This is a genomic window from Lentzea nigeriaca (genome assembly GCF_016907955.1).
Classification (GTDB): domain Bacteria; phylum Actinomycetota; class Actinomycetes; order Mycobacteriales; family Pseudonocardiaceae; genus Lentzea; species Lentzea nigeriaca.
Genome location: NZ_JAFBCX010000008.1, coordinates 214,404 through 235,830 on the forward strand (window position 1 = coordinate 214,404; position 21,427 = coordinate 235,830).

22 protein-coding genes are annotated in these 21,427 nt (G+C 68.9%); 8 read left to right on the forward strand and 14 right to left on the reverse strand.

Features of this window, described 5'->3' with window-relative positions; translation table 11 throughout:
- Nucleotides 1-87: 87 nt before the first annotated feature.
- Entirely contained in the window at nucleotides 88-1,983 is a 1,896-nt protein-coding gene (gene typA / locus JOD27_RS27580) for a translational GTPase TypA (protein WP_204765186.1), read from the reverse strand.
- A gap of 166 nt (nucleotides 1,984-2,149) precedes the next feature.
- On the opposite strand from typA, the gene JOD27_RS27585 reads away from it, so the two are divergent.
- Nucleotides 2,150-2,302 carry a hypothetical protein gene (locus tag JOD27_RS27585; RefSeq protein ID WP_204765351.1) on the forward strand — a complete coding sequence of 51 codons (153 nt, stop codon included), beginning with the start codon at nucleotides 2,150-2,152 and terminating at the stop codon, nucleotides 2,300-2,302.
- A gap of 127 nt (nucleotides 2,303-2,429) precedes the next feature.
- Here the strand turns inward: JOD27_RS27585 and JOD27_RS27590 are convergent, their stop codons facing one another.
- From JOD27_RS27590 to JOD27_RS27600, 3 genes are all read right to left on the reverse strand, one after another.
- The gene (locus tag JOD27_RS27590; RefSeq protein ID WP_204765187.1) at nucleotides 2,430-2,618 is read right to left on the reverse strand and encodes a hypothetical protein; all 189 of its coding nucleotides are present in this window, start codon (nucleotides 2,616-2,618) and stop codon (nucleotides 2,430-2,432) included.
- 111 nt (nucleotides 2,619-2,729) lie between these two features.
- Nucleotides 2,730-5,132 (reverse strand): ATP-binding protein, encoded by a 2,403-nt coding sequence (locus JOD27_RS27595; protein ID WP_204765188.1) that lies wholly within the window; start codon nucleotides 5,130-5,132, stop codon nucleotides 2,730-2,732.
- Nucleotides 5,133-5,206: 74 nt separating this feature from the next.
- Nucleotides 5,207-5,509 carry a YciI family protein gene (locus JOD27_RS27600; protein WP_204765189.1) on the reverse strand — a complete coding sequence of 101 codons (303 nt, stop codon included), beginning with the start codon at nucleotides 5,507-5,509 and terminating at the stop codon, nucleotides 5,207-5,209.
- Between the two features lie 170 nt (nucleotides 5,510-5,679).
- Between JOD27_RS27600 and trpS the strand changes: the two genes are divergently transcribed.
- Nucleotides 5,680-6,603 carry a tryptophan--tRNA ligase gene (gene trpS / locus JOD27_RS27605; protein WP_204765190.1) on the forward strand — a complete coding sequence of 308 codons (924 nt, stop codon included), beginning with the start codon at nucleotides 5,680-5,682 and terminating at the stop codon, nucleotides 6,601-6,603.
- Here the strand turns inward: trpS and JOD27_RS45280 are convergent.
- From JOD27_RS45280 to JOD27_RS27620, 3 genes are read right to left on the reverse strand one after another with little or no spacing between them, the layout of a single operon-like run.
- Nucleotides 6,596-7,369 carry a (deoxy)nucleoside triphosphate pyrophosphohydrolase gene (locus JOD27_RS45280; RefSeq protein ID WP_307830347.1) on the reverse strand — a complete coding sequence of 258 codons (774 nt, stop codon included), beginning with the start codon at nucleotides 7,367-7,369 and terminating at the stop codon, nucleotides 6,596-6,598. The two genes, trpS and JOD27_RS45280, sit on opposite strands and share 8 nt — an antisense overlap.
- Nucleotides 7,370-7,378: 9 nt before the next feature.
- On the reverse strand, nucleotides 7,379-8,605 hold the full coding sequence (locus JOD27_RS27615) for a sensor histidine kinase (protein ID WP_239569064.1): 1,227 nt from the start codon (nucleotides 8,603-8,605) through the stop codon (nucleotides 7,379-7,381).
- A gap of 29 nt (nucleotides 8,606-8,634) precedes the next feature.
- The gene (locus tag JOD27_RS27620) at nucleotides 8,635-9,348 is read right to left on the reverse strand and encodes a response regulator transcription factor (protein WP_204765336.1); all 714 of its coding nucleotides are present in this window, start codon (nucleotides 9,346-9,348) and stop codon (nucleotides 8,635-8,637) included.
- A 154-nt stretch (nucleotides 9,349-9,502) separates the two neighbouring features.
- Here JOD27_RS27620 and JOD27_RS27625 point away from each other — a divergent pair, with 154 nt between their 5' ends.
- The 4 genes from JOD27_RS27625 to JOD27_RS27640 are packed head-to-tail and all read left to right on the forward strand — an operon-like array spanning nucleotide 9,503 to nucleotide 12,645.
- The gene (locus tag JOD27_RS27625; protein ID WP_204765192.1) at nucleotides 9,503-10,576 is read left to right on the forward strand and encodes a LolA family protein; all 1,074 of its coding nucleotides are present in this window, start codon (nucleotides 9,503-9,505) and stop codon (nucleotides 10,574-10,576) included.
- Nucleotides 10,573-11,577, forward strand: coding sequence for an ABC transporter ATP-binding protein (locus tag JOD27_RS27630; RefSeq protein WP_204765193.1), 1,005 nt, complete (start codon nucleotides 10,573-10,575; stop codon nucleotides 11,575-11,577). Before JOD27_RS27625 ends, JOD27_RS27630 begins: the two co-directional genes overlap by 4 nt.
- Nucleotides 11,574-12,374 carry an ABC transporter permease gene (locus tag JOD27_RS27635; RefSeq protein WP_204765194.1) on the forward strand — a complete coding sequence of 267 codons (801 nt, stop codon included), beginning with the start codon at nucleotides 11,574-11,576 and terminating at the stop codon, nucleotides 12,372-12,374. The genes JOD27_RS27630 and JOD27_RS27635 overlap by 4 nt, the downstream gene beginning before the upstream one ends.
- Before the next feature lie 52 nt (nucleotides 12,375-12,426).
- Nucleotides 12,427-12,645, forward strand: a complete 219-nt coding sequence (locus tag JOD27_RS27640; protein WP_204765195.1) for a hypothetical protein — start codon at nucleotides 12,427-12,429, stop codon at nucleotides 12,643-12,645.
- A 62-nt stretch (nucleotides 12,646-12,707) separates the two neighbouring features.
- On the opposite strand, the gene JOD27_RS27645 is transcribed toward JOD27_RS27640, so the two are convergent.
- From JOD27_RS27645 to JOD27_RS27660, 4 genes are read right to left on the reverse strand one after another with little or no spacing between them, the layout of a single operon-like run.
- Nucleotides 12,708-13,466, reverse strand: a complete 759-nt coding sequence (locus JOD27_RS27645) for an SDR family oxidoreductase (protein WP_204765196.1) — start codon at nucleotides 13,464-13,466, stop codon at nucleotides 12,708-12,710.
- A gap of 11 nt (nucleotides 13,467-13,477) precedes the next feature.
- Nucleotides 13,478-14,431, reverse strand: a complete 954-nt coding sequence (locus JOD27_RS27650; RefSeq protein WP_204765197.1) for an ABC transporter ATP-binding protein — start codon at nucleotides 14,429-14,431, stop codon at nucleotides 13,478-13,480.
- Nucleotides 14,431-15,984, reverse strand: coding sequence for an ABC transporter permease (locus JOD27_RS27655; RefSeq protein WP_204765337.1), 1,554 nt, complete (start codon nucleotides 15,982-15,984; stop codon nucleotides 14,431-14,433). Before JOD27_RS27655 ends, JOD27_RS27650 begins: the two co-directional genes overlap by 1 nt.
- A gap of 32 nt (nucleotides 15,985-16,016) precedes the next feature.
- Nucleotides 16,017-17,015: a thiamine ABC transporter substrate-binding protein gene (locus JOD27_RS27660; protein WP_204765198.1), complete on the reverse strand. Its 999-nt coding sequence runs from the start codon at nucleotides 17,013-17,015 to the stop codon at nucleotides 16,017-16,019.
- A 137-nt stretch (nucleotides 17,016-17,152) separates the two neighbouring features.
- On the opposite strand from JOD27_RS27660, the gene JOD27_RS27665 reads away from it, so the two are divergent.
- Complete coding sequence (locus JOD27_RS27665; protein WP_204765199.1) at nucleotides 17,153-17,446, forward strand: 4a-hydroxytetrahydrobiopterin dehydratase; 294 nt, start codon at nucleotides 17,153-17,155, stop codon at nucleotides 17,444-17,446.
- A 59-nt stretch (nucleotides 17,447-17,505) separates the two neighbouring features.
- Nucleotides 17,506-18,489, forward strand: coding sequence for a glycoside hydrolase family 88 protein (locus JOD27_RS27670; protein WP_204765200.1), 984 nt, complete (start codon nucleotides 17,506-17,508; stop codon nucleotides 18,487-18,489).
- Here JOD27_RS27670 and JOD27_RS27675 read toward each other — a convergent pair.
- From JOD27_RS27675 to JOD27_RS46815, 3 genes are all read right to left on the reverse strand, one after another.
- The gene (locus JOD27_RS27675; RefSeq protein WP_204765201.1) at nucleotides 18,406-19,620 is read right to left on the reverse strand and encodes a mannosyltransferase; all 1,215 of its coding nucleotides are present in this window, start codon (nucleotides 19,618-19,620) and stop codon (nucleotides 18,406-18,408) included. The two genes, JOD27_RS27670 and JOD27_RS27675, sit on opposite strands and share 84 nt — an antisense overlap.
- Before the next feature lie 287 nt (nucleotides 19,621-19,907).
- Nucleotides 19,908-20,063 (reverse strand): DUF6131 family protein, encoded by a 156-nt coding sequence (locus JOD27_RS27680; RefSeq protein ID WP_086662791.1) that lies wholly within the window; start codon nucleotides 20,061-20,063, stop codon nucleotides 19,908-19,910.
- A 609-nt stretch (nucleotides 20,064-20,672) separates the two neighbouring features.
- The gene (locus JOD27_RS46815) at nucleotides 20,673-21,356 is read right to left on the reverse strand and encodes a Fic family protein (protein WP_204765202.1); all 684 of its coding nucleotides are present in this window, start codon (nucleotides 21,354-21,356) and stop codon (nucleotides 20,673-20,675) included.
- Nucleotides 21,357-21,427 lie beyond the last annotated feature (71 nt).

Here is a 21,427-nt window from a genome sequence, read left to right on the forward strand (position 1 = left end):
CCGAGCTGCCCCCGGACACGACGAAGGGCGGCCAGGCCACTGGCCCGGCCGCCCCTGTCAGGCGTTACGTCCGCTTGGCGGCGGAGATCAGCCGCGCTGCTTCAGGCGCGAGCGCTCGCGGCCTCGCATGTTCGCGTCCAGGGTGACCTTGCGGACGCGGACGACCTCCGGGGCGACCTCCACGCACTCGTCGAAGGCGCAGAATTCCAGGGCCTCTTCGAGGGAGAGCTTGCGGGGGCGGGCCAGGGTTTCCATCACGTCGGCCGTGGAGGAGCGCATGTTGGTGAGCTTCTTCTCGCGGCAGACGTTCACGTCGAGGTCTTCGGCGCGCGGGTTTTCGCCCACGACCATGCCCTCGTAGGTGTCGGCGCCGGGCTCCACGAAGAAGGTGCCGCGGTCGGCCAGCTGGATCATGGCGTAGGCGGTGACGGAGCCCGCGCGGTCGGCCACCAGGGAGCCGTTGTGGCGGGTGCGGATTTCGCCTGCCCACGGGGCGTAGCCCTCGGAGACGGCGTTGGCGATGCCCGTGCCGCGGGTTTCGGTCAGGAACTCGGTGCGGAAGCCGATCAGGCCCCGGGAGGGGACGACGTAGTCGAGCTTGATGCGGCCCGTGCCGTGGCCCGACATGTTCTCCATGCGGCCCTTGCGGTTCGCCAGCAGCTGCGTGACGGCACCGAGGTGCTCCTCGGGGCAGTCGACGGAGAGGCGCTCGAACGGCTCGTGGACCTTGCCGTCGACGGTGCGGGTGACGACCTGGGGCTTGCCCACGGTCAGCTCGAAGCCCTCGCGGCGCATCTGCTCGACCAGGATGGCCAGGGCCAGCTCGCCTCGGCCCTGGACCTCCCAGGTGTCCGGGCGCTCGGTCGGGAGGACGCGGACGGACACGTTGCCGACCAGCTCGGAGTCCAGGCGGGACTTCAGAAGCCTTGCCGTCAGCTTGGTGCCGCCGTTGCGGCCGGCCAGCGGGGACGTGTTCACGCCGACCGTCATCGAGATCGCGGGCTCGTCGACCGTGATGCGCGGCAGGGCCTCGGGGGCGTCGGCGTCGGCCAGCGTGTCGCCGATCGTGATGTCCGGGATGCCGGCGATGGCGACCAGGTCGCCCGCGCGGGCGACCTCGGCGGGCATGCGGTCGAGGGCCTCGGTGATCAGGAGCTCGGTGATGCGGACCTTCTGCGGCTCGCCGTCGGCGCGGCACCAGGCCACCGTCTCGCCCTTGCGCAGGGTGCCGCGGTGGATGCGGCACAGCGCGATGCGGCCGAGGAACGTCGAGGCGTCGAGGTTCGTGACGAGGGCCTGCAGCGGGCCGTCGACGTCGACGGTCGGGGCCGGGATGTGCTCGAGCAGCACCTTGAACAGGGTGTCGAGGTTCTCCTCGTCCGGCAGGCCGCCGTCCTCCGGCTGGTTCAGCGACGCGCGGCCGGCGCGGGCCGAGGCGTAGACGACCGGCAGGTCCAGGACGGACTCGTCGGCGCCGACCTCGGTCGCCAGGTCGAGCAGCAGGTCGTGGGCCTCGTCGACGACCTCGGAGATGCGGGCGTCGGGGCGGTCGACCTTGTTGACCAGCAGGATCACCGGCAGGCCCGCGGCCAGCGTCTTGCGCAGCACGAAGCGGGTCTGGGGCAGCGGGCCCTCGGAGGCGTCGACGAGCAGGACGACGCCGTCGACCATCGACAGGGCGCGCTCGACCTCACCGCCGAAGTCGGCGTGGCCGGGGGTGTCGACGACGTTGATGATCACGTCGCCTTCCGGCGTGTGGCGGCGCACAGCCGTGTTCTTGGCGAGGATCGTGATGCCCTTCTCACGCTCGAGCTCGCCCGAGTCCATGACCCGGTCGACGAGCTCGGCACGCGCGGAGAAGGCGCCGGACTGGCGCAGCATGGCGTCGACCAGAGTGGTCTTGCCGTGGTCGACGTGCGCGACGATCGCGACGTTACGCAGGTCAGTGCGCGTCTGAAGGGCGGACGCGGTGGCCGTGGGCACGCAGAACTCCTAGAGCTTCGAAGGCGTTGGAGGGGCTCGCGCCGGACACGTCGATGCGCACAGCCGTACACCAGAGTACCGGCCGCGTCGGCATTACCACACAAGAGTGCCTAGTGAAGTGAGCCTCACCTACTCTAGCGACACGTGTCGGAGTGGAGTGCAGCCAGTGGGTAAGAAGCTCAAGAAGAAGTGTTGCCGGTCGAAGCCGCAGTGCAAGCGGTGCCCGGTTCCCTTCCTGCTCAAGGAGCGTGACAAGGCCCGCAAGAAGGCCGCGAAGAAGGCGGCGAAGGCAGCCAAGAAGGCCCTGAAGGCCGCTTGAGCGCCAGGGCGTACGTCGACAGGGCACTCGACCTCCTCGAGCAGCACTCGATGGAGAAGGCCGACTGGCCCGCGTTGCGTGCGCAAGCTCACGTCGCCACGGCGGACGCCCGCACTCCCGAGGACACTCACGACGCGATCCGCCAGGTGATCGCCGCGCTCGGCAACCCGCACACCCACCTGGTCACGAGCCACCTCAGGGGCTCGCCACCGGCGCTGACCGTCCCGACCGGCGGTCTCGCGACGGCCAACCAGACGTTCCCGCTGCCCGACGGCGCGCGGCTGGCGATCACGATGGCGTACCTTGCCGATCGCACCGGCCGCACCTACGGCAACGAGCCGATCGCTCCGCAGACACCGGTCTCGAACTCGAACACCACCGAAGATCGCGTGCTCGACGCCGCGCTCGCGTGGCTGGCCGAACAGCGTCAGCGCCGCAGCACGGTGAGCAGCTCCCGTGCGTCGGCCACGACCTTCGCCTGTTCGCGTCGCTCCGCCGCCGCCAGCGCCTCACGCGCGTCGGCAACGGAACGGGTGAGGTGCGCGCGGACCAGCAACGCACGGGCGTGGTCCATGAGGTTGTCCGACTCCTGGATCTCCGCCAGCACCTCGTCGATCAGCTCCACCGAGCCGGTCGCCCGCGCCAGCAGGATCGACGCGGTCGTCACGCCGGGCCCGTAACCGATCTTGCGGCCGAGTTCGACGGCGGCACCGGCGTGCTCGGCCGCCTGGTCCGGCTCCAGCACGGCCATCGCCACCAGGCCGTCGATCTTCGCCTTGACGTGCTCGGACACCTCCGCCACCTCGAAGCACCACCGCGCTGCCGCCAGACCCTCCGCCACCTCACCGCGTTCGGCGTGGATGCGGGCGAGGCTCGCCAGCGCGTTGGCCAGCGCGCGCTGCTGGCTCTGGCCGTCGAGCAGCCGCACCGCCTCGGCGGAGCTCTCCAGCGCGAGGTCGAGCTCACCCAGTTCGAAGTAGCAGACGGCCAGGTTGTCCATCATCAGCGCTCGGTGGTTGTCGAGTCCGAGCCTCTTGCCGATCTCGACGCACTCGCGCGTGTACTCGGCGGCTTTGCGCAGCTCACCCCGTGTGCCGTAACAGATGGCGATGTTGCCCAGCGCGGTCACGGACCCGCGCTCGTCGCCCAGCTCCCGCCGCAACGCCAGCGTCTTGGTGAAGCGGTCGATCGCCTCGTTGGTGTCTCCCATTTCGAGGAGCACGATCCCGGCGGCGTTGTGGATCATGGCCACCGCCGCCTTCGTCTCCGCGAGCTCCATCGCCTCGGTGAACCGGAGCATGGCCTCGGAGTACGCGCTGCGGTTCCAGCAGGACATGCCGAGCCCGAACAGCGCCGCCGCCTGTCCCGAACGGTCGCCCGCTGCCCGCGCGGTGCGGAGCGCCGCGGCGAACACCAGCGCGTTGTCGATCTCGAACCGGCCGACGTAGAGGTGGATGCGCAGGACGTCGGCGAGCTGCTGGGAGTAGGGCGACGGTGCCGCGATCGCCGCGGCGACGAGGTTCGAGTGCTCCTCCTCCAGCCACGCGGCCGCGTCGTCGCGGCCGGTGAACTCGAGGCCGGGGCCGTCGAGGTCGGGTTCGGTCAGCAGCTTGGTCTCCGGCACGACCAGGCTGATGGCCTTGAACGCGGTCCGCAGGTACCACCCGTACAGCTGGAGGAGCCCGGCCTCGTCGTCACGGTCCGCGGTTGCGGCGGCGTACAGCCTGATCAGGTCGTGCAGGACGTACCGCTCGCCGATGTGGTCGACGAGCCCGGCGCCGACCAGTTCGCCCAGCTGACGTTCCGGATCTCCATCCGCGAGCGCGGTCGCGGCGTCGAGGCCGAGGTCGGCGCCGGGTGGCAGGCCGAGCAGCCGGAACATCCGCTTGGCCGCGCCCGTCAACGCGCGGTAGGACAGCTCGAACGCCGCCCGCACCGCCTTGTCGCCGTCGATCTCCAGTACGTCGAGCCGGTCGCCGCGCAGTTCGGCCAGGTAGTCCTCGATGTGTCCGTGCGCGACGTTGGCACCCGCGATGCGCAACGCGAGCGGCAGGTGCGCGCACAGCCGCACCAGCTCGGCGCGCTCCTCGGCGGTCCCGCCGACGTGCATGCTCACCAGCAGGTCGTGCGCGGCGTCGTCGGAGAGCACGTCGAGGCGCAGCTGGCCGGGCAGGTCGTGGCGGCTGGTGACGATCGCGAGGCAGCCGGGGGTCTCCGGCAGCAGCGGTTCGACGAGGTCCTCGGTGGCGTTGTCGAGCACGACCATGACCCGCTTGCCGGCGAGCTCCGCTCGGTACATCTCGATCTGGGCGCCCAGCGCGGACGGGATCGCCGCTTGCGGCACGCCCAGCGCCCGCAGGAAGCCGCTCAGCGCCTGCTCCACCGTCACCGGCGGACCCGAGGCGAACGCGCGGAGGTTCACGTAGAGCTGGCCGTCGAAGTACCGCTCGCGCAGGCGGTGGGCGAGTCGGACGGCCAGGGCGGTCTTGCCGACACCGGGCGCGCCGGTGATCGCGACGACCCCGTCCCCCGTTCGCTCCAGCCGCTCGATCTCGCGTTCGCGGCCGACGAAGTCCGGCAGGTCGGCGGGTAGCTGACACGGTCCCGGCGTGCGGACCTTCAGCCGGTAGCCGGACGCGTCGGTGACGATCTCGTCCGGGATGGCCCTGCGCAAGCGTTTCACCAACGTGCGCAACGCGGGCAGCCGTTGCGCCGGCACGTCATCGCCCCAGACCTCGCGGATCAGGTCCGCGAACAGCACGGGCTCGTTCGGACGGGCAGCCAGGGCGCGGTGCAACACGCGGAGCTTGCCGGACGTCTCGGTGGCCACGACCCGATCCTAGGCGCGAACATCACCCGCGATCGCGTGCCCGACACCGCGATCGCACGGCTCGCGCGAAGGCCTCAGTGCTGCAGCACGGCCTCGTTCAGCTTCACGAGCTCGGGCGCGGTCCGCGTCGCCTCGAACTCGCAGATCTCGTACGTGACCAGTTTCTGCTCGGCCCACGGGTCCGTGGCGAGCAGCGCTTCGAGCCTGCCGCGGGGCATGGGCCGCGTGATGATCACGCCGCCGGTCCTCGGCACCTGACGCCCTGACGCGAGGAACAAGCCCCGCTCGTACTGCTTCTCGACCCACGCTCGGTGGTCGGGCAGGGCGTAGTCGATCTGTTCCAGTGGCGCGGCGTACTTCAGCAGCACGATGAACATCCTTCAACGGTAGTCCTATACTGCTGATCGTGCGCACTCTGAACACCTTCTGGTGGGCCGCTTTCAGGCGGCCGGAGTAGCTGTGCGTTGACACGACCACAGGCCGCCCGAGACGGGCGGCTTTTTTGTGCGTTTCGTCCGGGCGGTCCTTCACGGAAGGACCAACGATCATGATCCGCTTGTCGGCCATCACCCCGTCCGGCCAGGTTCACCTGGGCAACTACCTCGGGGCGCTGCGCACGTGGGCGCGTGAGGGCACTGAGGACGACGTGTACTTCATCAGCGACCTGCACGCGATGACGTCGTCGCACAACCCGCAACGCCTCCGATCCATGACGCGGGAGCAGCTCGCCGTTCTCGTGGCGTCCGGCATCGACCCGGCGAGCGTGTGCGTGCAGAGCGACCTGATCCGCGAGCTGGGAGCGCTCAACTGGGTCCTGGAGTGCACCTGTACGTACGGCGAGGCCGCGCGCATGATCCAGTTCAAGGAGAAGTCGCTCGGCCGCGAGTCCGTGCGCCTCAGCCTGCTCACCTATCCGGTGCTGATGGCGGCAGACATCCTGTTGCAGGGCACGGCCGAGGTCCCGGTGGGCGAGGACCAGCTCCAGCACGTCGAACTGGCCCGCGCGCTCGCCCGCCGCTTCAACAACGCGTACGGCGAGGCGTTCATCGTCCCGACGGCCGTGGTGCCGAAGGTGGGCGCGCGCATCAAGGACCTGGCGGACCCGGCGCGCAAAATGGACAAGTCCGCACAGAACTCCACGGGCGTCGTGTTCGTCCTCGACGAGCCGGACCTGGTGCGGCGCAAGGTCCGTCGTGCCGTGTCATCCACCGAGGGCATCGCGAACCTGACCGAGATCCTCACCTCCTGCACCGGCAAGGATCCCGAGGACTACACGAGCAGGTTCGCCGACCTCAAGAACGTCGTGGCCGAAGCGGTGATCGAGGAACTGCGCCCGGTCCGCGACCGCACGCTGGAGCTCCTCGCCGATCCCGCGGAACTGGACCGCATCCGTTCCGCGGGCGCGGAGAGGGCCCGCGAGCGCGCGCAGCACCGCCTGAACGCGGCGCTGCGCCTCTCCGGGCTCACGTGAGGAGCGCCTGAAGGGCAGGCACCAGCACCCGGTCGGCCGGCAGCCAGTCCACGCCGGGCAGCTCGTCGGCGGTGAGCCACCGGACAGCGTTGTGCTCCAACGCTTCCGGCTCACCGCCGCCGAGCTGAGCCGCGTGGATCCGCAGGATCATGTCCTTCTTCAACGGCACGTCCGGCCCGACCTGCTCACCGACCACGACGGACACACCGAGCTCTTCCACGCACTCGCGTGCCAGCGCCTCTTCCGGCTTCTCCCCGTCCTCGACGCGTCCGCCCGGCAGTTCCCATTGCCCCGCATGGCTTTCGGGGTAGGCACGCTGCTGGGCCAGCAACCGTCCATTCCGGACGATCGCCGCGCCGACCACGATGCGGGCCTCCGTCAGTTCCCGACACCGCCGCGCCAGCAACGCCGACCGCTTCTCCAGCACCCGCAACGCCATACCTCGCCCCACGGTGACGTCCGCGAACCGGCCGACCACCCCGCCCACGGTCGTCCACCCGACCCGGTCGACCACCATCGTCCCGGCCCCGGTGACCACGAGATCGGTGTGCAGCTGGAGAAAGTCCCCCGCCGCCGACACCCCGGACAGGTCAGCCCGCGTCACCGTCAGCTCGACCCCGAACGGTCCGGTGAGCACGTCCCCGAGGCACAACAGGCTCCCGGGCACCTTCACCCCGAACCCGGTGATCAGCGAGGTGTCCAGCAGGGCACCGGCAACAGCGGCAACAGGCGCGTCGACCAGCGCCGACGCTCGCAACTCAGGCACCTGCGCTGCCTACCAGGACGGCCAGCGAATCTCAAAACGCGCACCACCGGCAGGTGACTCCGCAGCCCGCACCGACCCGCCCCTCCGTTGCACGAGATGCGCCACCAGCGCGAGCCCCAGCCCGAACCCGCCCGACCGCCGTCCACGATCCTCTTCGACCCGGTAGAACCGGTCGAAGACCTTCGCCCGGTGCTCGACGGGAATCCCGTGCCCGTCATCGTCCACGAGCAACCGCACGTCCCGCCCGACCGGCGCGAGCGTGAGGGTGATCGTCGAGTACGCGTACCGAGCCGCGTTGCGCAGCAGGTTGTCCAGCACCAGCTCGACCTCGGACTTCGTTGCCCGCACCAGGCACGCCGACGGCGGTGCGGTCAACCGCACCAGCAACTCGGTGCCGAGCCGCTCGATGGCCGCCTCGGCCTCCAGCACCAGGTCCACGGCCTCGGCCCGCGGCGGCGCCCCGGTGTCGGCGCGAGCGAGGATCAGCAGCGAGTCCACCAGCGCGCTGAGCCGGATCGACTCCTCGACGACCGACTCCAGCACCTCGATCGAGAAGTCCGGGTCCGGGTGCGCCACAGCCACTTCGGCCTGCGCCCGCACCGACGCCACCGGCGACCTCAACTCGTGCGCGGCATCCCCGGTGAACCGCCGCAGCCGATCCGACGCCTCGTCCCGCCTGGCCAGCAACGCGTTGAGCGCCTCGGCCAGTGCCTGCAACTCGTCCCGCGACGGCGGCACCGGCAGCCGCTCCCCGTGCGGCAACTCCCCCGCCGCCACCCGCATCCGTTCCACGGGCCGCAACGACGACCGCACCGCCAGCCACGTGGCGATCCCGACCAGCCCGGCCACCAGCACCGCCGCGACGGCCAGCCACCGCGACCCCAGCGTGTTGGCCTTCTCGTACCCGAGCAGCGTGCTCCCGTACACCTCCAGCCGAGGCGTGCCGTCCGCCGCGAACACCACCCGCCCGCGCCACCGGTGCGCGGAGGCCCCCTCCAACCTCAGCACCGGCTCGCCGCTCCGCAGCGTCCGGATGTCCTGCGCCGTCAACGGAAGCGGCTCCCCACCGTCCACCGGCACCCCGGACACGTCCAGCAACCGCGGCTCGGCCTTCTCCAGTTCCTGGTCCACCGCGGTGATCTGGATGAACCCGATCAACGCGGGCGCCAGCCCCGTGAACGCCAGCAGGCACAGCAACGCCACCCCGGTGGCCACCACGGTGATCCGGAAGCGCAAGGTGCGCCGCAACCACCAGCGGCGAGGATTCACCTGTTCCCCAACGCACTGTCCAGATCCGGGGTGGACGCGATGTACCCGTGTCCCCGCACGGTCCGCACCACTTCCCCGGCCCCCACGGCCTCCAGCTTGCGCCTGAGGTACCCCACGTAGACCTCGACCGCGTTCCGGGTAGCGGCCTGCTCGTCTCCCCACACGGCCCGCAGCAACTCGTCCTTGGTCACCACCGACCCGGCCCGCGAGGCCAGCACGTCCAGCACCGCGTACTCCCGAGGGCTCAGCGACACGTCAGCCCCACCCCAGCTGACCTCCCGCAACCCGCGGTCGATGACCAGACTCCCCAGCGTCAGCCTCCGCCGCGCCCCACCCCCGCGCCGCAACAGCGCCCGTACCTGCGCCACCAGCACCACGAAGCTGAACGGCTTGACCAGGTACCCATCGGCCCCGAGGTCCAGCCCGTCGGCCTGGTCGATCTCCCCGTCCTTCGCCGACACCATCAACACCGGCGTCCGCACCCCGTCGGCCCGCATCCGCTGCAACACCCGGTACCCCGACAGCCCCGGCAACATGATGTCGAGCAGCACGACGTCGAACGCCCCGGTCAACGCCACCTTCAACGCCGTGGGCCCGTCGGCGGCCGTGACCACTTCCATCCCCTCGGCCGCAAGCCCACGCTCCAACGCCCGACGCACGCCGACTTCGTCGTCCACGACCAGCACCCGAGGCTTCACACCGCACAGCATGACGCGCACCGCTCCCAGCCGCCCGCAAGATCTCAGCCGACTCTCAGCAATCGTGCTGAAACAGGCACAAAACCGCAGGTAGAGGTAGTCTCAGCACCATCTCAGCTACCCCACCCCAAGCTAGACGTACAAGCCCTTGGAGGAGGGGACAGGAATGAACAAGCGAAAGGTGACCCTGGCCGTGGCAACGGCCGGTGTGCTCACCGGCGCGGCAGGCCTGAGCCTGCTAGCCATGCCAGCAGGCGCGGGCCAGCCACCATCCCTGCCGGACGTCTCGGCGGAGTCACTCGTGGAACAGGTCATGACCGCCAAGCCGGGCGCGTTCGGCGGCACCGTGGAGGTCGACAACAAGCTCGGTCTCCCGTCGATCGCCGAGATCCCGCAACTGGCTGACGGCAAGCACAGCGCGCGGATCTGGACCGACGGCAACGGCAAGCTGCGGCTCGCCCTGCCGAACGGCCAGTCCGAGCAGACCATCGTGGACGACGGCAAGACCACCTGGTCGTGGAACTCGAAGGACAACGAGGTCACGAAGTCCGAGCACAAGGACTCACCGGAGCCGAAGGAGTCCACGGGCGAGAAGGCGATCGACCCGGCCACGGCGGCCAAGGAGATCGTCACCAAGACCAAGGAGTTCAGCGACATCACGGTCGACGGCACCGCGAGGGTCGCGAACCGTGCCGCCTACGAACTGGTGCTGACCCCGAAGCCCACGGAGAAGACCCTGATCCGCGAGGTCAGGATCGCGGTCGACTCCGAGCTGAAGATGCCGCTGAGGGTCGCGGTCCTCACCAACGGCGCGTCGGAACCGGCGGGCACGGTCGGCTTCACCCAGATCAACGTCGGCCCGCAGGACGCGAAGCTGTTCGAGTTCACCCCGCCGGCGAACGCCAAGGTCACCACCCCGGAGGCCAAGGAGGCGCAGGCCCGCGAGCAGCTGCCGGAAGCAGGACTGGAAGCGGCCCTGCAGGGCAAGGACCCGCAGATCTTCGGCACCGGCTGGGACTCGGTGATCGGTGCGCGGATCCCGGCGGACGCCATGACCCAGGTGCCGACAGAGGCGCAGGGGCTGGTCGACCGGTTCACGAAGAAGGTCAGCGGCAGCTGGGGTAGCGGCAAGCTGTTCACCACGAAGGTCGCCACGATCCTGATCGCGGACGACGGCCGGGTGGTCGCGGGTGCCGTTCCCGAGCAGGTGCTGTTCGACACGATCGGACAGGTGAAGTGACCACCTCGACCAGCGCGCCGGTGACAGCACCAACGCAACAGGCTGTCGCCGCGCGGACCAGGGGTCTGCGCAAGGAGTACGGGAGCACGGTCGCCGTCGACCGCGTCGACCTCGAGCTGCCGGAGGGGGCCGTGCTCGGCATGCTCGGCCCCAACGGGTCGGGCAAGACGACGACGATCCGGATGCTGCTCGGGTTGGTGCGGCCCACGCAGGGGGAGATCGAGCTGCTGGGCCGGCCGTTGCCGGACGGTGCCGAGCAGGCGCTGCCGCACGTTGGCGCGCTGGTCGAGGGTCCGGGGTTCCACCCGTTCCTGTCGGGGCGGGAGAACCTCATCAGGTGCGCCGCGTTCGAGCCGCTCCTCGAGAAGCGCCGGATCAAGCAGGCCGTCGAGGACGCGCTCGAACGCGTCGGGCTCGCGCAGGCCGCGCACCGCAGGTACCGGGGGTACTCGCTCGGCATGAAGCAACGTCTCGGCCTGGCCGCGGCGTTGCTCGTGCCGCGCAAGCTGGTCGTGCTCGACGAGCCGACCAACGGCCTCGACCCGGCAGGCACCAGGGAGATCCGCAGGATCATCGCGGAGCTGCACGACCGGGGCACCACGGTGCTCGTCTCCAGCCACCTGCTGAGCGAGGTCGAGGCCACCTGCACGCACGTCGCGGTGCTGCACCGCGGAACCGTTGTGGCGCAAGGTGAACTGACCGAGCTGCTGCAGGCGGGCGGCTCGGCGCTGCAGGTCGTCACCCCGGACGTGGAGAAGGCGCTCAGCTCGCTGCGCCAGGCCAAGATCTCCGCACGACCGCTCGGCGAGGGCCTCCGGGTCGAGCTAGCGGGAACGTCGGCGCCGCAGGTGATCGAGACGCTGGTGCAGGCCGGCGTCGGGGTCTACGAGGCGACGCGGTGGAAGACGGGCCTGGAGGAGCTGTTCGCGCGGCTCACCGAGGCCGAGGAGGCCGAGCGCGGAATGTCCGCTGTGGACACGCTGGACGGGGGGCCGCGATGATCACGCGTCAGTTCGGTTCCGAGGTGCGCTGGATGCTGCGCAGGCCGCGGACCATCATCGGCCTGTTCGGGCTCGTCCTCGTGCCGATCATCATCAGCTTCGGCATCTGGACCGCGGGCGACGGAGGCGGCGGCCCAGGGCTCGCCGCGATCCTGCAGGGCAACGGCATGGTCGTGCCGATCTTCACCCTGTTCCTGTCGCTCAACCTGCTGCTGCCGCTGGTGGCGTCGATCTGGGCTGCGGACGGACTCGCGGGCGAGGCGCAGCACGGCACGTTGCGCGGGCTGCTCGTCGCACCGGTGTCACGGGTGCGGCTGCTGTTCGTGAAGCTCTTCGGCCTCACCGCGATGTCGCTCTTCGCCGTCACGCTGATGGCGGTCGTGGGCATCATCGCCGGCACCGCGTTCCTGGGCACCAACGGCATGATGACGTTGTCCGGCACCACGCTCTCGACCGGACAGGGCCTGCTGCGCATCGCCTTGTTCGTCGTGCTGGTGACGTTCCAGATGGTGTCGATCGGCGCGGTCGCCCTCGCCGTCTCGTCGACCACCGAGCACCCGCTGGTGGTGCAGGCGGCGACGATGACGACGATCATCGTGTTCCAGGTGCTGGGGCAGTTCTCGTCGCTCGACTGGCTGCACCCGTTCCTGATCACGACCGGCTTCCCCGGCCTGATCGACGTGATGCGAGACCCGATCCCGCTCGGCCAGATCTGGGACAGCACGCTGCTCGCGGGCTGCTACCTGCTGATCGGCACGGGCCTCGCCGCGATGCGCCTGATCACCAAGGACAGCTAGTAGAGCGTCGCGGCTTGGTTGTGCTCCGTTGAGTCGGGCAGGGGGCGGTCTGGTGCTCATCACCGAAACCCCGGATGGTCGCGCTCTCACACACGTCGCTGCCGAGATGGCGGTAGAGAAATGCCGACGCAAACGTTTGCTGATCACCCCAACTGCCGCCAACCGTGCAGTTGGCAGCCATGAGAGCGCGATCTTCATGATCGAAACGCGGCTGCCTGCCGGCATCACTCTCTCTGTCACATCCCAAGAAATAGCTGCGACACACTACTAGTTCTCGATGAACGGCTCATCTGTCCACCTCACGTGGACAGATGAGCCGTTCATCGATTTCGGCTAGCGGAACCCGCCCTCGCTGTTGATCACCTGACCGGTGATCCACTCGGCGTCGTCGGTGCAGAGCCAGGAGACCAGCCGGGCGGCGTCGTCCGGCTGGCCCCAGCGGCCCAGCGGCATCCGCTCCCGCACCCACTCGTGCGCCTCCGGCGACGCGTAGCCGGTGTCGGTCGGGCCGGGGTTCACGGCGTTGATCGTGATCCCCTGCCTGATCAGGTGGTGCGACAACGTCGACATGATCCCGGTCAGCGCACCCTTCGACGCCGCGTACGCGACCTCGTTCGGCATCGGTCCGAGGTTCTGCCCGGACGTCATGAACACGACCCGTCCGCCCTTCGCGCCGTCATGCTGACGCGCAAACGCCTGCATCAGCAGGATCGTCGACCGCGTGTTCACGGCGTAGTGCCGGTCGAGCATGGCCGCGTCCAGCTCGCCCAACGGCCCGTCCGACCCGCTCATCGCGTGGTTGCACACCAGGATGTCGACGCGTCCGTACGCCTCCACCGCGGCCGCCATCAACTGGTCCGGCGCATCCGGCACCGTGAGGTCGGCGCCCAGGTGCTCCACCCGGCCGTCGATGCCCGCGATCACCTCGTCGATCGAGTCCGCGCCCCACGGCTGCGCCTCGTCCGCCGCCACATGGTGCTGCACGAACAGATCCGCACCCAGCCCCGCCAGCCGCCGCGCGATCGCGTACCCGATGCCCTGCCGCCTGCTCACCCCGGTGACGAGCGCGACTCGTCCATCAAGAAATCCCATAGGACGCCCAGCTAACCGATGCGAGCGACGCCGTCCAAGTCAATTTCGAGCCGCACCCGGTCGCCGACCTCGGTCATCGGCCCGACCGCCTCGTACTCCTCGCCGTCGATCTCCACGAGCAACCGCACGTGATCACGTCGATGCACCCGTTCCAGGACAATGCCTTCGAGCGGCCCCGACGGATCCACCCGCAACGCCGTGGCACGCAACCCGACCCGTCCGGAATCCAGCCCCACGAACGAGCCGGGCACGAACTTGTTGCATCCCAGGAACTTCGCGGTCTCCACGTCGACCGGCGACGACCACACCTCGGCGGGCGGGCCGACCTGCACGATCCGGCCGCGCGACATGATCGCCACCCGGTCGGCCAGCGTGAACGCCTCGTCGTGGTCGTGCGTCACCACCAGCGCCGTCGTGGCCGCCTCCCGCAGCAGCCGTGCCAGATCGACGGCCAGCTGTTCGCGTAACGCCCTGTCCAGCGCCGACAACGGCTCGTCCAGCAGCAACAACCGCGGCGAAGGCGCCAGCGCCCGCGCCAAAGCGACCCGTTGCTGCTCACCACCGGACAGCTGCGTCACACGCCGGTCCGCGTAGCCCTCGAGCCCGACGAGCTCCAGCAGCGACAGCACCCGCTTGTCCCGCTCTTCGCGGTCCACTGCCCGCATCCGCAGCCCGAACGCCACGTTGCCCGCCACCGACCGGTGCGGGAACAGCTGCCCGTCCTGGAAGACCAGCCCGAACTCGCGCCGGTGCACCGGCACTCCGTCGAGATCGGCCGAATCCCACCGCACCGCGCCGGAAGACGGCTTCTCCAGGCCCGCGATCGTGCGCAGCAACGTCGACTTCCCGCACCCGGACGGCCCGAGCAACGCCACGATCTCGCCGTCCGCCACCGAGAGCGACACGTCCGACACGGCCGCCGTCTGTCCATAACGGACGGTGATCGAGTCCAGCTCCAGCGCCATCAGAACTCCCCGCTGCTCGGCACGCGCAACCGCTCGATCAGCAGCACGCACCCGACCGTGACGACCATCAGCAGCGCACACGCCGCGTAGGCCATCTGGCTGTTCAACTCCCCCGGCCGCGACATCAGCCGCGCGATCACCACCGGCAACGTCGGCGCGTCCGGCCGCGCCAGGAAGCTCGTGGCCCCGAACTCCCCCAGCGCCACCACGTACCCGAACCCGGCGGCCGCCGCCAGCGACCGTCCGGCCAGCGGCAGATCCACTTCACGCCACACGCGCAGCGGCGAGGCCCCGAGCGTCGCCGCCGCCTGCCGCAGCCGTTCGTCGACCGCGCGCAACACCGGGAGCACCATCCGCACGATCAACGGCGTCACCACCAGCGCCTGCGCCAGCGGCACCAGCAACGGCGAAGTCCGGAAGTCGCCCGGCAAGGCGTCCATCGTCACCAGGTAGCCGAAACCGACCGTCACCGCGGACACCCCGAGAGGCAGCATCAACGCGGTGTCCAGCACCTCGGCGATCCGGCCGCCGGACCGCCGCAACCCGATCAGCACGACAGCCGAGAACACCCCGACCACCAACGCCACCACGGTCGCGTCGAAGGCCGTCCGCACCGAGTTCACGGCCGCGTCGAGACCGGTCACCGCCAGCGTCCCGCGGTCACCGCGCGTCGCCAGAGCCGCGTACCCGGCGAAGCTCCATCCGTCCCGAGTGGACAGTGACCGCGTGATCAGCCCGACCACCGGCGTCAGCAACGCCGCCACGACGGCGAAGGCCGCGAACACGACGTACCACTCACCGCCGGACGGCCGTCTCGCCAGCTCTTCCCTGCCGCGCAACGACAGCGCCGTCTCGCGCCGGCGCCGGGCCACCCCGCCCAGCACCAGCACGGCGAGCACGGCGGTGAACTGCAGCAACGACAGCGCGGCCGCCCCGGACAGGTCGAACAGCTCGACGGTCCGCAGGTAGATCTCGGTCTCCAGCGTCCGGTAGCGCGACCCGCCCAGCACCAGGACCACACCGAAACTGGTGGCGCAGAACAGGAAAACGACCGCGGCGGCCGACCCGATCGCGGGCGCCAACGCCGGCAGCACGACCGACAGGAACGCCCGCGGCCGAGAGGCCCCGAGCGCCCTGGCAGCGTCCTCAGCCCGCCGATCCGTGTGCGCCCACAGCCCACCAACGGTTCGCGCGACCACGGCGACGTTGAAGAACGCGTTCGCCAGCACGATCGGCAGCACCCCGCCGTCCGGCCAGAACGTCCGGAACGCGAGGCCCACCACCACGGTCGGCAGCACGAACGGCACCATCACGGCGGCCCGGATCACACCGAGCCCGCGAAGACGGCACCGCGCCAGCACGAACGCCACGGGCAGCCCGGCGACGACGGCCACGAGCGTCGACGCGGCGGCCTGCCCGAGCGTGAACCCGACGAGCTCCCACGTCTCGCCGCTGACCAGCGCGACGACCACCCCGCCCTCGCGCAGTCCCAGCGACACGATCGCCAGCACGGGCCACGCGAAGAACAGCCCGAGGAAGGCCAGCGGCAGCAGCGCCGCCGCCGACCAGCCGGAACGTGCCGAGATCAGCCCTGCACGAGCTTGCGCCACTGTTCGACCCACGCTTCGCGGTTGTCCTTGACCTTGTCCGCGGGCAGCGTCTGCGGGTTCGCCGGCAAGGGCGCGTCCTTCGTCCACGACTCGGGCAGCGCGACACCCTCACGCGACGGGTAGACGTACATGTTCTCGGCCACCTGCGCCTGGAACTTCTCGCTCAGCAGGAAGTCGAGCACCTTCTGCGCGTCCGCGGCGTTCTTGGCACCGGCCAGCACGCCCGCGTACTCGACCTGCCGGTAGCAGGTGCCCAGCACCGCCTTGGTCTTCCCGCCCTCCGCCGACGGCGACGCGGCGTAGGAGACGACGATCGGCCGGTCGCCCTTGGTGGCGGAGAACTCCTGGTTGTAGGCCTCTTCCCAGCCGCTCACGACCTTGACGCCGTTGGCCTTGAGCTTGGTCCAGTAGTCCTGCCAGCCGTTCTCGCCGAACTTCGCGATCGTGCCGAGCAGGAACGCGAGCCCTGGCGAGGACGTGGCCGGGTTCTCCACGACCAGCTTGTCCTTGAACTTCGGGTCTACCAGGTCCTCGTACGAGGCGGGCTCGACCCCGCTGAGCTTGGCCGGGTCGATGTTCAGGCACACGTCACCGACGTCGACGGCGTGCAGCCGCCCGGTGTCGTCGACCTTGTACCGCTGAGCGCCCTTCGAAGCCTCCGGCGACGCGTACTCGGCGAACACGCCCTCGGACAGCGCCCGCGACGCGAACGTCGAGTCGACGCCGAACGCGAGGTCGCCGATCGGGTTCGACTTGGTGAGCACCAGCTTGTTCGTGAGTTCGCCCGCGTCACCGTTCGCGATCTGCTTCACGGTGATTCCGGTGGCCTTCTGGAACTCGTCGAAGAGGCCTTCCTTCACCGCGAACGAGTCGTGCGTCACCAAAGTGACCTCGTGCGTTTGCGGCGCGGTGGAGGTACCGGTCGAACAACCGGTCAGGGCCAACGCGGCCAGAACAGCGCAAATCCTTCTCATCGAAATCTCTCCCTACGCCGGTATGACCCGGATCAGGTGGACGGTCGAGGGCTTGCGAGCCCTCCTCTCAGCCCGGCGCTTCACCGGACTCCCGTGGCAAACGCGCAGCTTACGTGACGTGGTGGGACGATCAGGACATGGCCGAGCTGTTGAGCGACGATCAGTTGAACGACGTGCTGCCCAAGCTGCCGAACTGGGCCGCCCAGGACGCGGCGCTGGTCAGGACCGCCGAGCTGGAGAGCTTCGCGCAGGCGATCATGGTCGTGAACCGGATCGCCGAGATCGCGGAGAACGACAACCACCATCCCGACATCGACATCCGCTACAAGACCCTCACCTTCCGCCTGAGCACCCACTACAAGGGAGGAATCACCGCGCTCGACGTGTCTCTCGCCGAGGAAATCGACGGAGTCCTGGACGCACTGGCCTGATTCGGTCAAGATGTGCGCTGCCGCCGCCCGCGGATATGAGAGGGAACACCCTCATGCGGTTGCGCACACCTCTTTTCGTCGTGGCGCTGGCAGGCAGCCTTCTGATCGCACCCGCGGCCGCTCAGGCCGTGCCGTGCGCCGTGACGGACGTGATGATCAAGGCCAGCACGGCGTGGGTCACCAAGGGCACCGACCTCAAGGCGAACAACTGGTCCAACGCGAACTTCCACACCGGCAACATCGCGCAGGTCAGGACGACCGGGATCAGCAACCACAAGACCTGGCCGTGGGTGCAGGCGAACAAGTACCTGCTGCCCGTCGACCCGGCGAACCCGTACGCCCCGGACCCGCAGTCGAGCGGCGAGGCCTACCTGGCTGTGTCGTTCTTCCACCCGGAACCCGCGGTGCTCCAGCCGTTGCGGGACAACCTGCGGGCCCAGGCGAAGACCGGGAGGTTCGACTACTGGAAGTCGCCGGACGCGTTGAACATGTCGCTGCCGTCCTTCACCGAGGTCGCCGTGCGCGACCTCGACCAGGACCTGCTCGACTACTCCTACCAGTCCTACCGCAGCCTCAAGCGGCGCACGTTCAACCAGGTCACGGGCCTGTGGGGCCCGAACGTGCAGACCAACGGCTGGGCCGTCCAGGGCCTCGCCAAGGCGATGCTCTCGCTGCCGAGGGACAACCCGTACCGCGCCGACTACGCCAGGACGCTGCGCAAGACCGCGCAGACGTTGCGGTACCTGCAACGCCACGACGGCTTCTGGGGCGCGACCGGCAAGGACTCGGCGGCCACCGCGATGATCACCTACGCGTTCGCGGCCGGCATCAACGCGGGCGTGCTCGACCAGGACACCTACCTGCCGCACGTGCGTAAGGGCTGGCAGGCACTGCAGACCGCGCTGGACGCCGACGGCCTGCTCGGCTGGACGGCGGCCCGCAACTCCTGGAAGCCCGCCTCAGCCGGCGACTCGGCTGGGTTCGCCGTCGGCAGCTTCCTCCTCGCCGGGCAGCAGCTCGTTCCTCTTACTCCGGGCTGCTAGGCCGATCGCGACCAGCGTCAGCATGCCGGCGGCCGGATAACCCCAGCCGAGCAGCGTGAAGATCCAGGGACGCGGGAAGTCCCAGATGTTCGGCTGGGCGAGCAGCAGGAACGAGATCAGGTACCCGCCGGTCAGCAACACCCACAGACCGGCGGTGATCTTGCACAGGAGGTGTCCGCCCTCGTAGATCAGCCACAGGAGGGCGGGCACCATCCACACCCAGTGGTGGCTCCAGGAGATCGGCGAGACCAGCAGGCCGAGCATCTGGACGCCGATGATCAGCGCCAGCGTGTCCTTGGTCCTGCTGACCGCGAACCACGTCAGCGCGGCGGCGACGAGCACACCCAGGAGGTAGATCGGCCCGGTCTTGACGTCGTAACCGACCGTGCGGCTCAACGCCCCGCGCAACGACTGGTTGATCGCGCTGCCGACCGGCCCGACCCGGCTCGCGTCACCGAGCAGCTCGAACCAGAACTTGTTCGACTGCGCGGGCGAGATGGCCCAGCCGATGCCGTACACGGCGACGAACGCCACGAACGACCAGACGGCAGCCATCCACCGACGTTGGATGAGGAAGTACAAACCGGAAATAGCGGGCGTGAGCTTGATGCCCGCGGTGAAACCCACACCGGCGCCGCCGACCCAGTTGCGCGCGCTCGCGAGCGTGCCGATGAGGATCGCGCACAGCACCAGGTTGATCTGGCCGTAGTTGAGCGTGGTGCGCACCGGCTCGATCCACAGCACCAGCGCGGTCCACAGCATCGCGCGGCGCGGGTCGTCGAGCTTCAGCAGCTTGAGGCTGGTGCGCACGATGAAGTACAGGCAGCCGAGGCAGACCAGCTGCCAGACCCACCGCGAGGCCTCCCACGGGATCCAGCTCATCGGCGTGAAGATCGCGGCCGCGAACGGCGGGTAGGTGAACGGCAGCGGGAACACGTCCGCGTACTGGTCGAGCCGCCACTCGTACAGGTCGCCGGAGAACAGGTGCGGCGAGCCGTTGCGGTACACCAGCAGGTCGATCATGGTCATCTTCGCCTGGAAGGCGACCATCAGTAGGTGTCCGAAGACGGACAACGCGAGCAGCCACGGCGCTACGGAGAGCACACGCGCTTCCACAGCACGGAGTTTCACCCCGAAAACGTTACCCGAGGCAACGTCGGGGGGTATCCGAGCGTCATCAACACGGGAGAGATCGCTAGAGGGAGTATTGCTGATCATGTCTGTTGATCTTGTCGTTGCCGCTGTCGCCGCTCTGGGCATGCTGGGGGTCGCGTTCGGAGTCTTCGCCGCCGCGGCTCGCACCAGGAACAACGCGTAACCGTTGCGACACAACCGAAAGAGGGAGCCTCCCCAGTGATTGGACACTGTGGAGACTCCCTCTTTCTTTCTCTTTTCGCTATTTGACGACGCCTAGGGCGTCAGAAGTAGTGCGCACGACCGCCGACCGGCTTGCCCACTGCGCCGAGGACGGCGAGGATCGCGCCGATCACCAGAAGCACCACTCCGATGGTCGTCAGAATGCTGATACCGGCCAGCCATCCGACGACGAGCAGGATCAGACCGAGAACGATCATGACACCTCCAGGTGGGGAATCCTTCTCTGGACTACCCCACAGAGGTCGGCACAAACCTAGTAGCGTGTCGCAGCTGTCTCTTGGGATGTGACAGTGAGGGTGATGCCGGCAGGCAGCCGGCTTCGATCATGAAGATTGCGCTCTCCTGGCTGCCAACTGCACGGTTGGCAGCAGTTGGGATGATCAGCAAACGTTTGCGTCAGCATTTCTCTACCGCCATCTCGGCAGCGACCTGCATGAGAACGCGACCATCCGGGCTTTCGGTGACGAGCACCAGACCGCCCAGCCCCCAGCCCGACTCAACGGAGCACAACCAAGCCGCGACGCTCTACTAGTCGAGTAGACCAGCAGGTCCCGAACCTCATCCGCTTCCGATGGACGCTGCTTCTCGTACGTGACCAGCGCCTCGGTGAGCAGCTCCCGCACGGTCTGCGCCCTGCTGGTGATACGCGGTGAGGTTGAACCGGATCCAGCCAGAAACGTCCTGGTCCGGATGGTAGGTGGCTCCGCGGCGCTGCAGTTCGCGGAAGTACTCCCAGGTGTTGCCCGGCCGCCCCAGCCAAGCCTCGATCGAGGAGAACTCGGGCGCCAGTTCTCCCTCTCTCGCGATCATGAGGGTCTGGAGGGACCTGGACATACGGCCGTTTCCATCCCCCACGGGCGGATGGAAACGAGGTGCAGGTGCGCCATCGCGGCTCGCACCAGCGGGTGACTGCCGTCCTCCGTGTTCAGCCACTCGACCAGTTCACCCATCAACGCGGGCACACCAGCCATGTCGGGCGCCGTGTACACCGCGATGCTGGGGTCCCGGGCGTCCGTCACGTACACCGGACCGCGCCGCCATTGCCCCGCAGGCTTGCGCCGCGTGTTCCGGTGCCCTTGCAGCATCCAGTGGAGCGCGTTGAGGAACTCCTTGCCGTAGCGGAAGTCCTCGACATCGTGCAGCGTCTGGATGTAGGTCGTCATCCGCTGATAGGCGAGCGTCTCGTCGCGGTCTTCCTCGGAGACATCGACATCCCGCTCGCCCTCGAGAAGGTCCTCGACGTCGACCGTGGGCACCTTGAAGCCCTCGATCGAGTTGGAGGCCGCCACCGCGTCGGCGGTCAGGAATTTGCGCAACCCTTCGGTCCACTTCGTCGGAGTGGACCGGACCTGTTGGCGCAGCGACTCCCGAAGACCCTCGATCTCGCGCAGAACCCGCTGATCCGCAGCCTTGAGCGCAGGCGTGGGTACAGCATGCGTCAACGATAGGTTGACGCAAACATCACGTCTATGCGTCAGATGCCGGGACACCCGACCCGGCACCCTGCCCGTCAGACGTTGAAGCGGAACTCCACCAAATTACCACGCAATGCAACACTAGA

Coding starts and splice junctions, on each gene's coding strand:
- JOD27_RS27600 (WP_204765189.1), bottom strand. CDS start 5,509: ATGTTCATCGTGCTGCTGAAGTACGCCGCGCCACTGGAACAGATCGAC.
- trpS (WP_204765190.1), top strand. CDS start 5,680: ATGATCCGCTTGTCGGCCATCACCCCGTCCGGCCAGGTTCACCTGGGC.
- JOD27_RS27620 (WP_204765336.1), bottom strand. CDS start 9,348: ATGCTGTGCGGTGTGAAGCCTCGGGTGCTGGTCGTGGACGACGAAGTC.
- JOD27_RS27625 (WP_204765192.1), top strand. CDS start 9,503: ATGAACAAGCGAAAGGTGACCCTGGCCGTGGCAACGGCCGGTGTGCTC.
- JOD27_RS27635 (WP_204765194.1), top strand. CDS start 11,574: ATGATCACGCGTCAGTTCGGTTCCGAGGTGCGCTGGATGCTGCGCAGG.
- JOD27_RS27645 (WP_204765196.1), bottom strand. CDS start 13,466: ATGGGATTTCTTGATGGACGAGTCGCGCTCGTCACCGGGGTGAGCAGG.
- JOD27_RS27650 (WP_204765197.1), bottom strand. CDS start 14,431: ATGGCGCTGGAGCTGGACTCGATCACCGTCCGTTATGGACAGACGGCG.
- JOD27_RS27660 (WP_204765198.1), bottom strand. CDS start 17,015: ATGAGAAGGATTTGCGCTGTTCTGGCCGCGTTGGCCCTGACCGGTTGT.
- JOD27_RS27665 (WP_204765199.1), top strand. CDS start 17,153: ATGGCCGAGCTGTTGAGCGACGATCAGTTGAACGACGTGCTGCCCAAG.
- JOD27_RS27680 (WP_086662791.1), bottom strand. CDS start 20,063: ATGATCGTTCTCGGTCTGATCCTGCTCGTCGTCGGATGGCTGGCCGGT.